The sequence below is a fragment of the Parabacteroides sp. AF39-10AC genome, assembly GCF_003635405.1.
Taxonomy (GTDB): Bacteria; Bacteroidota; Bacteroidia; order Bacteroidales; family Tannerellaceae; genus Parabacteroides; species Parabacteroides distasonis.
On the sequence record NZ_QTLP01000015.1, the window covers coordinates 52,518 to 66,043 of the forward strand.

The 13,526-nt window shown below is 44.6% G+C and carries 8 protein-coding genes; 4 read left to right on the forward strand and 4 right to left on the reverse strand.

Annotation, left to right across the window (positions count from 1 at the left end; genetic code table 11):
* Positions 1-7: 7 nt before the first annotated feature.
* Positions 8-3,457, reverse strand: coding sequence for a TonB-dependent receptor (locus DW033_RS14470; protein WP_034532058.1), 3,450 nt, complete (start codon positions 3,455-3,457; stop codon positions 8-10).
* Between the two features lie 42 nt (positions 3,458-3,499).
* On the reverse strand, positions 3,500-4,444 hold the full coding sequence (locus tag DW033_RS14475) for a FecR family protein (protein ID WP_022191762.1): 945 nt from the start codon (positions 4,442-4,444) through the stop codon (positions 3,500-3,502).
* A 108-nt stretch (positions 4,445-4,552) separates the two neighbouring features.
* On the opposite strand from DW033_RS14475, the gene DW033_RS14480 reads away from it, so the two are divergent.
* Positions 4,553-5,137: an RNA polymerase sigma-70 factor gene (locus DW033_RS14480; protein ID WP_008773734.1), complete on the forward strand. Its 585-nt coding sequence runs from the start codon at positions 4,553-4,555 to the stop codon at positions 5,135-5,137.
* A gap of 34 nt (positions 5,138-5,171) precedes the next feature.
* Here DW033_RS14480 and DW033_RS14485 read toward each other — a convergent pair whose 3' ends face one another.
* Together DW033_RS14485 and DW033_RS14490 are read right to left on the reverse strand one after the other, a co-directional pair.
* Entirely contained in the window at positions 5,172-6,200 is a 1,029-nt protein-coding gene (locus DW033_RS14485) for a histidinol-phosphate transaminase (RefSeq protein WP_122382862.1), read from the reverse strand.
* Between the two features lie 46 nt (positions 6,201-6,246).
* Entirely contained in the window at positions 6,247-9,246 is a 3,000-nt protein-coding gene (locus DW033_RS14490) for a glycoside hydrolase family 3 N-terminal domain-containing protein (protein ID WP_122382863.1), read from the reverse strand.
* Positions 9,247-9,360: 114 nt separating this feature from the next.
* Here DW033_RS14490 and DW033_RS14495 point away from each other — a divergent pair, with 114 nt between their 5' ends.
* The 3 genes from DW033_RS14495 to rplS all read left to right on the forward strand — a co-directional run bounded on the left by DW033_RS14495 (position 9,361) and on the right by rplS (position 13,504).
* On the forward strand, positions 9,361-11,997 hold the full coding sequence (locus DW033_RS14495; protein WP_122382864.1) for a TonB-dependent receptor domain-containing protein: 2,637 nt from the start codon (positions 9,361-9,363) through the stop codon (positions 11,995-11,997).
* A 5-nt stretch (positions 11,998-12,002) separates the two neighbouring features.
* A complete protein-coding gene (locus DW033_RS14500; protein ID WP_034532066.1) occupies positions 12,003-13,019 on the forward strand; it encodes a DUF4249 domain-containing protein in 1,017 nt (338 codons plus the stop codon).
* Between the two features lie 137 nt (positions 13,020-13,156).
* Positions 13,157-13,504: a 50S ribosomal protein L19 gene (rplS, locus tag DW033_RS14505; protein ID WP_005854040.1), complete on the forward strand. Its 348-nt coding sequence runs from the start codon at positions 13,157-13,159 to the stop codon at positions 13,502-13,504.
* Positions 13,505-13,526 lie beyond the last annotated feature (22 nt).

The following is a 13,526-nucleotide window of genomic DNA, read 5'->3' on the forward strand; positions in this document are numbered from 1 at the left end:
TTTTCAATTAAAAATTAACATTAACTCCTAAGGTGAATGTCCTTGGCAACGGGTATACGCCACGATCAACACCCATATCCAAATTTCGGTTCTCGGAAGAATAGCTCTGTAAACCCACCTCCGGATCAATACCATTATAGCCCGTTATCGTAAACAGGTTCTGTCCTTGTAAATAAATATAGGTACGTTTCAATTTCAATTTAGATGCGATCCGATCCGGCAAGGTATAACCAATCTTCAAATTCTTCAAACGAACGAAGGAAGCGTTATGAATATAATAAGTAGAAGGCCGGATATTATTATTCGGGTCATCCAATGTTACACGTGGTATATCCGTATTCGTATGATCCGGTCTCCAAGCATCCAGAATCGTAGAGTTTTTATTATACTGAGCTTGATTATAGAACTCACCCAAATAATTTGTCAAATTATAAACCTCGTTACCAAATACCCCTTGGAAGAACGCACTTATATCAAAGTTCTTATAATTGAACCCAAGCGTTAGACCCATACTGCAATCAGGCAGCGGGCTACCTACAAAATCACGATCCTCGCTATTGATTACTCCATCACCGTTCAAGTCCTTAAAGCGAATATCGCCAGGTTTAGCGTTCGGTTGCAACAGCTCGCCCTTATCATTCTTATAGTTTTGGATCTCTGCGTCGTTTTGAAACAAGCCATCTGCCTCATACACGAAGAAAGAGCCGATCGGTTGTCCTACCGCCGAACGAGAGGTCTCTTGGTCAAAGTTTCGTCCATGAAGTTCGCTGCTGGAAAGACCAATATAATCCACGCCATTCAGCTCTGTCATCTTATTCTTGATGATAGAGAAATTATATGCTACAGAGAAGCCAAAATCTTGATTGATCTGTTTCTGATAATTCACCTCCATCTCAAAACCCTTGTTATTCATCTTTCCGACGTTATCCCAAACCGTCATGTTCGTTCCTCCGATCGAAGCAGGTAAGGCTCTACGCCACAACAAATCCTTGGTGTCCTTATTAAAGAAGTCCAATGTCAAATTCAAGTCACCGCTTAAGAAACCTAAGTCCAAGCCAACATTGGTTTGAGTGGTCGTCTCCCACTTCAAATTAGCGTTACCATTACGAGTCTGCACAAATCCTAAATCCACAGAGCTTTGACTTCCATCAATCGGATAATTCGAGGTAGATGAACTACTCTTATAGGAATCGATCGTTGCGTAAGAAGGAACATCAGAGTTACCATTTTGTCCCCAACCGACACGAAGCTTCAAGTTATTGATAGCCTCCACATCAAAGAATGGCTCATTACTGATACGCCATCCCACCGAAGCGGCCGGGAAGTTACCCCACTTATTATTCCCCAAACGGGAAGATCCATCCCGACGCAAAGTGAAAGCGACCAAATAACGATCGTGATAATTGTAATCGATCTTGCCGAAATAAGAGACCATGCTATACTCCGTGGCAGACCCTGAGTTCTTTTGGGTTCCTACATCGCCCGCATCCAAGAAATGGAAGTTAGGATCATCCGAAGGGAAACCATCTCTCGAAGCCGTAAAATACTCATACCGGTTTCTCAACGACTCCAGACCCAACAATGCATTGATCGTATGATCGCCAAATGTCTTGGTATAGTTCAAGGTATTCGTGAACACCCAGTTGAAGTTCCATGCATTCCGGTTAGACAAACCACTTAATTTCTCAGAAGCGTTGATCTCATCATATTTAGGGCTAAAAGAACGTCTGTATAGATTATTATAGTCTGCACCAAAAGAAGTCTTGAACATAAATCCGTCAAACAAGTGCAGCTCTGCGTACAAATTACCCACCAAGCGGCTCTTCTTATCCTTGTTATCCTTATTTCTATGCAACTTTCCCATCGGGTTAGGAATATCCGAAAAGACATTTCCCGCATATTCATCCTCCAAGTTCTTCACCGGTGTGATCGACTGGAACTTATAGGCCTCATACAAAGTTCCTCCCAACGCCGCATTATTGGAGACACTAGTACCCCAAGAATGAGAAAGAGAAATATTCTCCCCGATACGAAGATGGTCATCGAACAATTTATACTCGGAATTAAAGCGACCGCTCACACGCTTGAAATCGCTTAACTTCACCAATCCCTGCTGATCATAATACCCCAAAGAAAACAATTGATTGGATTTCTTATCGGCTTTCGTGAAGGAAAGGTTATAGGATTGAACGATAGCGGCACGCAAAATCTCATCTACCCAATCCACGTCATCAGAAGGAATTTTATGATCTTTATCCAGATATTCGGGCACAACCGCTTGATCACCGTTTCCATAAACATCGTGTGAAGGTGTCTTTCCGTCGTTTTTCATCGCTTGCCACAACATATCGCCAAATTGCTGCGCATTCAACATCTTCAATTGTTTAGCCGCTTTTTGTACACCGAAGTACGCATCTAAATTCACATTGAATTGTCCTTCTTTTCCCTTTTTCGTATTAATGATAACAACACCATTGGCGGCACGCGCTCCATAAATAGAAGCAGAGGAAGCATCTTTCAATACTTGCATGGACTCTATATCATTCGGATTCAAGAAATTGATTCCCCCATCCACGGGAATACCGTCAATGATATAAAGAGGGTCATTGTTACGAATCGTACTATAACCACGGATACGGACAGCGACACCACCACCCGGCATATTATCCGGCATCACGTTCACGCCAGATAACTTACCTTGCATCATTTGGTCTACGCTGGATACCGGTGTATCTTTCAAGTCATCGATCTTCAAGACCGAAACCGCACCCGTCAAGTCCTTTTTACGAGAAACGCCATAACCTACCACTACAACCTCGTCCAAGTTTTGCGAATCCTCTTTCAAAGATATCGTCAGATCCGTCTTCGAGCCCGGAGTCAGCTCCATAGACAAATAACCGATATAAGAAACGACCAGTACCGCATTATCAGGTACTTCCAACGTGAAACGACCATCAATATCCGTGATTGTACCAATAGAGGTTCCTTTCACCAAGACATTCGCACCAATGATCGGTTCTTGACTCGGATCCAATACGACACCCTGTACCTTACGGCCTTGTTGCTGTACGACAGGAGCGGACTCCACCTTACGCGACAAAATGATTTGCCTATCCACAATCTTGTATTCGACCCCCATATTGTCGAAAACCTGTGACAAGACCACACTTATATCCTTATTGCTAGCATTCAAACTGATAAGACGGTTCGTGTCTAGGACATGATTGGAATACAAGAAAGAATAACCAGTCTCCTGTTCGATCCGATCAATCGCTTGTTCTACCGTTGCGTTCTTCAACGACAAGGAAAGTGTCATTCCTTGCGAAGAAGATGTTCCCGCATATAGCTGGAAAGCTGTCAAAAATGTAAATGCCGTACTAAGTTTCAGTATACGGCCCGAATTAGGTAAACACCGCGCAAGATTTCTCTTACGTAAATGAAATGTGCTCATGAGCATACAGATTTAATGATTACACAATATATTAGTATAGATTTCCAATTATCTTTGATAAACATCGATCCTCCGGCGAACAAACGAGGAATCCAGACGTTGCGAAGGCTCTCGTGATGTCCATTCGATAGGAGCAGTCTGTTTCAAATAATCCAAGATCTGTTCCAAAGTCTCCGTAGTAAAGGTCGCCCGATATTTATACTCCGCATTCCCGCTCTTATGCAATACGATCTCCACGTTATATCGTTTCTCCAATCGTTTCAACACCTTATCCAAAGAAGTATTCCGGAAAACTATCCGTCCTCCTTTCCAATCCATTTTCTCCTCCAGGTTGGCCGCAGAAACACTGAAAGTACCGCTCTCCTTATCCAATACCGCCTGTTTGTTCGGCTCCAATCGGATACGTTCATCATTCCGGATCACGTCAATCTTTCCTTTTTCCAACACGGCCTCTATAAAAGGTTCGTCAGCATAGGCATTGACATTAAATTTTGTTCCATAGGCCACCACCCGTAAACCTTCGGAAGTTGATACACAAAAGGGATGTTCCGGATCGGCCTCCACCTCGAAATATCCTTCGCCGGAAAGTAACACCTTGCGCTCTTTCTCCTCGAACACCGACGGATAGGTCAATTTACTACCCGAGTTCAACCATACGACAGACTGGTCTGGCAACACAAACCGAGTAATCGTTCCGGGCAGGGAGTTAACCTCAGCATAAACGACAGGCTGGGACTTCTCGTCATATCTTGTGGCATAATACAAATAGGAGAAAAGTAACGAAGAAAATAACAACGGAAGCACCAATATAACTGCCGCACGAGTAAAAAGCAGCGACAAAGTTCGTCTGACAGCTTGCCGCCCTACCCGACGTTCCATTCGTAGCCATGCCTTTTGCACGTCAATCGATCGATACTCTAATATGTCCTCAGACAAGGCTTTAATTTCCTCTACCTGACGTGACACACTTTTATGTTCTACCTTTCTTTCCATATATTTTCTTCCTTTACTTATAGAGACACACTCTAAAGAAAAACACGACAGCGAAAATGAGTTTTTTTAATTTTGTTCTCTTCAAAAAATATATACCTTTGCCCCATCATGGAAAGAAATCATACCAAGGCTATTAATGTCGATTTACTTTTAGAACAAATTACGACTGAAGATAATAGGCTCGCCTTCCACCGCTTATTCGAGTTATATTATCCGGCACTTTGTATGTACGCCAAACGCTTTATCACAGATAAGGAAACAAGAGAAGATATCGTGCAGGACGTGTTTTTCGCTATTTGGGAAAATCGCAGCCGTATCTCAGTAAAGACCTCCGCACGTAGCTATCTCGTCACTTGCGCCAGAAATCACTGCTTAAATTATCTGCAACGCAACCATGAAAGATATTACGAATCGCTCATCCAAGAACAAATCCCGATCTATGCGGAAAGTAGTGAGGAACTCTACACATGGGAAGAACTGCAAACGTTATTAAGACAAGCCCTTGACAAGCTACCGGAGAACTATCGGCTCGCATTCGAGAAGAATCGTTTCGAGAATAAGAGCTATGGAGAAATCGCAGAGGAAATGCAAATATCCATACGAACCGTGGAAAGATACAAGAACAAGGCAACAGAACTTCTAAAGACAGAGCTAAAAGATTACCTACCTCTATTTATCGGCTGGCTTTTTTAACAGGAAGGGGTTCCCCCCTCCCCTTCATAGTCGTTTATCGTTGGTCCAACCAAATCTTTACCCCCTCAAGTAAAAGCTGGTTCTCATCAGCTTTCTGGGTAGAGAGCCGTAGATAAGTCTCATCCAAGCCCCGGAAATTCGAAGCGTCACGGATCAAGATTCCGTAATTATCTAAAAGGAATTGCTTTAAATCAGCGGCTGTACCCTTCTTCAAACGGACAAGGAAGAAAGTCGTAGAGGTCGGGATTACCTCCAAGCCATCCAATTTACTTAATTGGTAAATAAAATCCGCGGTCTCACGCTGCCATTTACGGATCGGCAACGTAAATTGCGCCGGATGGATCAAGATATATTTACTTGCCTCGATAGCGATAGCATTTACCGACCAAGGTATGATATACTTGTTCACTTTCTCCGCGATCTCCGGAGAAGCGACCAGATAACCGATACGCAAGCCGGGGATATTATAAGCCTTCGAGATAGACTGGACAAGGATTAAGTTCTTATGCGTTTTCACGTCACTCGGCTTTAGCATGTCTTCCGTCGTAAAAGCCACGTATGCCTGATCAATAATGAAGGTAGTCTGCGGATTCGCCGAGATCAAACGGAGAAGCTCCGTACGGTGGATCAGCTTTCCATCCGGATTATTCGGATTACAAATCCAACAGAAATCCTGTCCCTCCAAGGATAACTCTGATAAATCGTCCGATGTCGGGAAGAAAGAGATCTCATGCTCATGCAAACGGCAAGCGTCCTCATATTCAGAGAAAGAAGGAATAGCGATCATGGATTTCGCACCTCGCCAAGCTTGCGCTAACAAATAAAAAGCGGTGATCGAACCATTCGTCACTACGATATTCTCCTCCTTGATCTCATACCGGCGGGCCAACAATCTTTTCAAAGTTGCGGCATCCGGCTCCGGATAACGAGTCAACTTTTCAAAATGCTCGATCAAATGTTCCTTCAGTTTATCTAAATTAGCTCCGTGCCACACATTCGAGCTAAAGTTTATCTTTACCTCGTTCTTTGCGTTATAAAAATCATCACCGTGTCCGTATAACATATACCTGCTTTTTAATTAATACCTATCTGTTAAAACTGTCACAAAATTACGAATCTTTTTGGCTTTTCCTATCAATCGCCTTATAGATCGCATCCTGTATGCGAGTACGTATATCAAGCGATCCCAGTTTATTATTTGCCCGGCTAGGATTCACCCGGTTACTCAAAAATATATAAATAAGCTGGTTATCCGGATCTATCCAAAAACAAGTACCCGTAAATCCTGTATGTCCATAGACCGAGGCGGGAGCCAAAGCCCCACAAGGCGAGGCTTTCGGATTACCAATCACCGGCTTATCAAATCCTAGCCCTCTACGGCAAGTCGGGCTCTTGCTTTGTGTAAACAAACGGCTGGTTTCCAAAGAAAGATAGAGCTCGCCGCCATAAGTCCCTTGGTTTAGCATCAATTGGAGCACCTTCGCCAGATCATTCGCGTTCGAAAATAATCCAGCGTTTCCAGAAACACCCCCTTGAAAAGCGGCCGCCTCATCATGCACATATCCGCGAAGCAATTGACGGCGGACAAACCCATCTTGTTCCGTAGGTACAATTTGCAAGGTGTCCATTCGCTTCAACGGATTATAAGTGGTATGCCAAGCCCCTAACCCGCTGTAGAAATCATCCCGAAGAAGCTGGTCCATCGGAGATTTCATCAGATTTTCCACCATCATTTTCAGCATAATGAAATTCACGCAACTATATACGTACCTACCTCTCGTACCCAAACGGGATTTCTTGATATCTTGAAGGATCGTATCTTTAAAGGAATCACTCACATAGAAATTACGGGCTACCTCAGTCGTAAATCCGGGTTTCCGTGTATCTGATACTACATCTGGAAGATATTTAAAATCATTCCGGACATACGTTTTAGCGTCAAAACGAACCGGATGCGTAGCGTTCTTCGCCGAACTATATAAACTGCCTTTATAACTATCCTTATCAATGGCATCCAGATAGAAATTAATAGTTGGAGTCACTCCCGATTGATGGTACAGTAACTCTTTTATCGATAAATCCTTTTTATTAGACTCCTTCAACTCCGGTATAAAATCGGAGATCTTATTGTTCAAGGTGAATTTCTTCTCATCATACGCTTTCATGACCGCCAATAAAGTTCCCGCCGCCTTTGACGCCGAGGCCAAGTCATAGACCGATGACTCCGTGACCGGCTGCCTACTTTCGTAATCAAAATAACCGAACGATTTATTATAGATAATCACGCCGTCCTTCGCCACCAACACTTGGCATCCAGGATAAGCCTTCTCATCCAATCCCTCTTTAACGATCGACTCAATTACATCCAGACGGTCCGGATTCGCTCCCACCTCTTCCGGCTGGTGATACCCCAAACGAGTCTTTTCCGTAAAAATACCAGTACCCGCATAATACAATCCCGGAATCGAAACCGGAAGTTTCCCTTTCGCCGCAATACCACCGAATATCACTTGGGCCGCATATTCCTGCGCTAAGGGAGTGCCCTCGTAAGCCAACACGACCGCCTTCGCCTTCTCGATCGACTTCTTATATTCCTTACAAGCATATGGTAAGGTAAAGAAAGCATAGACCAACTCTTTCTTCGCGGCCAACTGCCTCAACGCTAAACTCTCGGGAATGCGAATCGTATGTACGCCACAAATGATCACGTCGTATTTTTGCAATTTATTATAAACCTGCTGGACTTGGGCAGCCGTAGAACGCCGTCCGATGCTAAAGCAAGCGATCGAATCATATTCGCCCAGCATTTTCTGGAATTCATTACCAACCCCGTCTCCAATCGAGAGTGCCGCGATCTTTTTCTTATTCAACTGTTTAAGAGGTAAGATCGTATCCTCATTCTTCAAAACGGTAATAGCCTCCGAATTCAATTTCGCCGCCATCCATGCCGCATGCGGAGAGTTCAAACGTTTCGATAAGCCTTTTGTTTCGACCGGCTTATAGGCATTCAATCCAGCGATATATTTGTACCTTAATATTTTCAAGCACTTGGCCTCGATCGCTTCCAGATCCAATACCCCTTCCTCGATAGCCTCTTTCACGGCCGTAAAATCATTGATTGGAGCGGCCGGAGCGAGCAAGATATCATTCCCCGCAAGCAAAGCCTTCACCGAAGGATTATCCGTTTTCTTTGTGGAAGCCCCTTTCATCGCTAAAGCATCCGTAAAGCACAGACCTTGAAAACCGAGTTCTTTCTGTAATAGATCCGTCACTACCGCCTTAGAGAAAGAAGCCGGCTTATGACTTTTGTCCAATGCCGGAACATAAAGATGTCCCGTCATTATCCCGGCGAACCCATCATATATATAACGTTTAAAAGGAAGAAGTTCCACGCTATCCAAGCGGGCCCGGTTATGGCGCACGACGGGTAATGTCTCGTGCGAGTCCTCAGAAGTATCTCCATGTCCGGGGAAATGTTTGGAGACAGACAAGATGCCCGTACTTTCCAATCCTCTTGCGTAAGCAATACCTTTCTCCGACACAGCCTCCGGATTCTCGCCAAACGAACGCAGGTCGATCACGGGATTATCCACATTGCTATTCACGTCCATATCCGGAGCGAAATTTATATGAATTCCCATTTCCCGGCACTGCCGTCCCACCTCTTTTCCATATTCCTCGATCAAGGCATTGTCCTCGATAGCGCCTAGCATCATATTTTTCGGGAAACGGGTGGTTCCGCTTAATCGCATGGAAAGTCCCCACTCCCCATCCAAAGAGACCAACATCGGAATCCGGGAAGCCTTTTGCAAACGATTGGTCACCTCCGCCTGCGTCACCGGATCCCCTTTATGGAACAAGATACCCCCGATCTTGATCTCGTTCACGTAACGCATGAGCCGTTGCATATTCCGATTATCGGATTTAGGGTTCGCTATAATCATAAACAACTGCCCGATCCGTTCATCATAACTCATAGCGTCAAACACGGAATCAACCCAATGATTCATCTTTTCCTGATCCACCGAACGATAAAGGTTCGGGACTGTTTGAGCTCCACCCGATAAAAGGGAAATACAACACAAAAGCAAGATACCAATCTGTCTCATCACAACATTATCATTATTACTCTCCAAAAATAAGAAAATATCGCAATAGTAACGTGAATTGTGATAGGGGTTTTTACTATCTTTCCTGTCTCGTAATAAAAAATGAAGTACTTCATGAAGCTAATACTACTCATAATCTTGATTATCTTCGGCTTTCAATCAAGCGCTTGGGGACAAGCGCCGACTCTCAGTATCGAGGCTAAACAAGAGCCGATCCAAGAAATCATGAAAAAAATAGAGCATCAAACAGGCATGACATTCTCCTACGATCCTTCTATTCTCAAAGGCATTTCCCGGATTACATTCAAATCTGATAACCAATCCATATCGGAATGCCTTACCCGGCTATTCCAAAAGCTCCCTCTGTCTTATCAGATAAACGGTACCCACATCATCTTGAAGAAACGCCCCCGCTCAGTAACCATCAGCGGATTCGTACGGGATAAAGCGACTACGGAGTATCTAATCGGGGCCTCCGTTTATGACTCCCGCACACAAAGGGGCACGGCTACCAATAACCACGGTTTCTTCAGTCTAACCTTACCGGTCGGGGTAGTCCGTCTGGAGACTTCCTACATCGGATACGGACGTTTCTCACATACATTCCAACCGCTCGAACGGGATACCGTGATGGAAATTCTGCTGGAAAGCGGTGAAGCATTGGCCGAAGTTGTCGTTACCGGTAGTAATGACACACAAAACCCGATACAAGCCCCTCAGATGGGAACGATTAAAATAACCCGGAAGATGATCAAGACCATCCCGACCTTATTCGGTGAGGCCGATGTGATCAAAGCCCTGCAAACCCAACCCGGCGTATCAGCCGGAACGGAAGGATTAGCCGGGATGTATGTCCGTGGGGGGAATGGAGACGAGAACCTGTATATGATAGACGGAATCCAACTGTATCAGGTCAATCATCTCGGAGGACTTTTCTCCGCTTTCAACGCCGAGGCTTTGAAAGATGTGGATTTTTATAAATCCGCTTTCCCCGCCCGCTATGGGGGAAGGCTTTCCAGCGTAGTGGATGTGCATACTAAAGATGGCAATATGAAAGTGTACCATGGTAGCACCATGCTGGGATTGACCTCCGGTAACTTAAATTTCGAAGGGCCGATCATTAAAGACCGGACTTCGTTCAACGCCTCCTTCCGTCGCTCTTGGCTGGATGCCTTGTCCGCACCGGGTTTGGCGATCTACAATAAAATTCAGAAAAAGAAGGGGGAGAAATTCAGCGCACGCTATGCTTTTACCGATCTGAACCTAAAAGTGAACCACCATATCAATGACCGGAGCCAAGCTTACGTTAATTTCTATTTCGGACAGGATTTCCTAAAAGGAGGAAGTTCCGAGTTCTCCGTAGGTGATGATATAACCCCTTTCGAGAACAAGGACTTTGGAAAGATGCGCTGGGGTAACATCGCATTATCTTCCGGCTGGTCGTATGTGTTTAACAACAAGATGTTCGGTACCGTCACCTTGGCTTATTCCCATTATCAATCCAAACTAAAACAAGAGACTTCACAATACTACGGAACCGAGGGTGACAAAGATTATTCTTCACGTTTTATCGAGACCTCAACCCGAAACGGTATCAATGATTTCGGAGTCCATGCGAACTTCGACTATATTCCTACCCCGGCACATCATATCCGTTATGGCACCGACTATCTTTACCATCGTTTCAGCCCGGAATATATCGAGGAAAAGACCTCCGAGAATTTGTCTCCGACCAAACGAACTACCGGAGACGAGCGCCTTTCAGCGAATGAGTTGGCTGTTTTCGCCGAAGATGACTGGGCGATATCTCCCATTGTCCGGGTTAACGCCGGATTACGCCTGAACATGTATAATATACAAAAGAAGACATATGTCTCCTTAGACCCTCGTTTATCCGTACGCTTCCTGCTCACGAGGAATCTAAGCCTTAAGACCTCATACGCCCGGATGAATCAATACGTACATCAGATCAGCGAAAGTTATATGAGTCTCCCTACCGATATGTGGATGCCGGTCAGCAAGAAGCTGAAGCCATTGGAGAGTGATCAAGTATCCGTCGGCGCTTATTACAATTTACACAAAGACTATTCCTTCGCGGTGGAAGGTTATCATAAATGGATGAATCACCTACTGGATTATAAAGATGGTTACAACTTCTTACCCTCGTTCGTCGGTTGGGAGGAGAAACTGGCCGCCGGTAAGGGGTGGGCCTACGGAGCGGAGTTTATCGCCCGGAAAGAGACGGGGCGTATAACAGGATGGATCGGATACGGACTAATGTGGAGCGACCGGCAGTTCGACGAGATTAATAATGGCAAACGTTTCCCCGCGAAATACGATAACCGCCATAAGCTGAATATCGTCGCAAACTGGAAGATCAACGAGAAATTGGAACTGACCGGAAGCTGGACTTTCATGACCGGAAACCGGGTTACGGTGGCATTCGAGAATTACGAGGATTTGGGCCTCACTCCTGTCCCTCCGCTCTTACCGGAAGGAGGCTTGGACTATTTCACGGAGCGTAATAACGTACGTCTCCCCGCTTACCACCGCTTAGATCTGGGGATTAATATTTATCGACCTAAAAAGAACGGCCATCTCGGTATCTGGAATATCAGCGTATATAACGCTTATTGCCAGATGAACCCGATAACTATCCATAAGCGGTCTTGGATAAACTACAGCCATTATTTCGAGACGTTATCGCTCTTACCGATCATTCCGTCTATATCATATACTTATAAATTCTAAAGAACATGAAACCTATATTCTATTTATCAATCTTATTATCCAGCCTGCTCCTAACCTCCTGCTACAGGAAGTTTGACCTAGAGGAATATCGTACTACACCGAAAATGGTGATCAACTCGGCCTTCTCGCCGGATACAGTCGTAATGGCCAGCATATCCCGCACATGGTTTCACTCAGAGAGCAAGCCGGACGTGACGATTCGAAACGCCAAGGTGGAATTATACATAGACGGGATCTTCAAGGAGGAGATGCCTTGGAAAGAATATTCCTATTGGAAATCTTCTCGTTGGCTCGGAGAGGATCGAGGTGGATGGGTAACAGATACGCTTTATATATCGAATACGGTTCCACAGCCCGGACAAACCGTAAAGATTGTAGCTTCCACCCCGGAATATGGAACAGCCTCGGCGGAAGATAAGATTCCTTCCAAGACCGAAATCAAAGGCCTGCGCATAATTCCCCGTAAAGAAGCTACCGGCAACGGCGGTACCCTTGTCGATGGAGATGGGAATATCTCCTACATAGAAGAAAACGATGTGCTTATCTATCAAATCACTTTCCAAGATACCCCGGGTAAATCAAATTACTATTCTCTACAGATATGGGGAGATGACGACCATCTTGGTGTCCTGTTGGACTTCTCCGTAGATCCCGTATTCACGCAGCAACAAGGTATCTTGGATGAGGTTTTCGGCTCCTCGATGGTAAATTGGCGGGGACGGGTATTTTCCGACGAGCTGTTCGACGGAAAGGAATACACATTGCAAGTAAAAGAACAACTCAGGTCCGATACTAAATATTATACCAAACGCCATATTCGTTTATATTCCCTGTCCGAACCCTATTACCAATATCTGCTATCTTTACAAAACATCGAGAATGAAGGTATCATGGGCGGACTTACGAATGTAGGTCTGGCCGAGCCTGTCCGGATCTACAGCAATGTGGAAGGAGGAACGGGAATCGCTGGTGGATGTCAATGGTTTGAATCCTTGGTAGACATAAAAGATTTAATCAAATAGCGAGCAAAAAAGCATCTATCTATTGCGAATCAAATATTTATTTCGTTACTTTGCACCCGCTTTACGTAATCTCTGTCGGGAAATGTAGCCCGTTAAATTGCGTTTCATTATAAATTACAATTAAAAAGCTATAAACAATGGATTTAATTAAGATTGCAGAAGAAGCGTTCGCTACGAAGAAGGAACTTCCTTCATTCAAGAGTGGTGATACGATCACGGTAGCTTACCGTATCAAAGAGGGTAACAAAGAGCGTATCCAGCAGTATCGCGGTGTTGTTATCCGTATCTCCGGTCACGGCGACAAAAAACGTTTCACAGTTCGTAAGATGTCTGAGAACGTAGGTGTAGAGAGAATTTTCCCGATCGAATCTCCGTTTATCGAAAGCATCACGGTTAACAAAGTCGGTAAAGTACGTCGTGCTAAATTGTACTACTTGCGTGCCCTTACCGGTAAGAAAGCAAGAATCAAAGAAAAGAGAGTCTAATCTCTCCGATTCTATTGCCATA

What these genes read in the sequence shown, in the direction of transcription:
- DW033_RS14470 (WP_034532058.1), bottom strand. Translation starts at nt 3,457, where the DNA reads ATGCTCATGAGCACATTTCATTTACGTAAGAGAAATCTTGCGCGGTGT.
- DW033_RS14475 (WP_022191762.1), bottom strand. Translation starts at nt 4,444, where the DNA reads ATGGAAAGAAAGGTAGAACATAAAAGTGTGTCACGTCAGGTAGAGGAA.
- DW033_RS14480 (WP_008773734.1), top strand. Translation starts at nt 4,553, where the DNA reads ATGGAAAGAAATCATACCAAGGCTATTAATGTCGATTTACTTTTAGAA.
- DW033_RS14485 (WP_122382862.1), bottom strand. Translation starts at nt 6,200, where the DNA reads ATGTTATACGGACACGGTGATGATTTTTATAACGCAAAGAACGAGGTA.
- DW033_RS14490 (WP_122382863.1), bottom strand. Translation starts at nt 9,246, where the DNA reads ATGAGACAGATTGGTATCTTGCTTTTGTGTTGTATTTCCCTTTTATCG.
- DW033_RS14495 (WP_122382864.1), top strand. Translation starts at nt 9,361, where the DNA reads ATGAAGCTAATACTACTCATAATCTTGATTATCTTCGGCTTTCAATCA.
- DW033_RS14500 (WP_034532066.1), top strand. Translation starts at nt 12,003, where the DNA reads ATGAAACCTATATTCTATTTATCAATCTTATTATCCAGCCTGCTCCTA.
- rplS (WP_005854040.1), top strand. Translation starts at nt 13,157, where the DNA reads ATGGATTTAATTAAGATTGCAGAAGAAGCGTTCGCTACGAAGAAGGAA.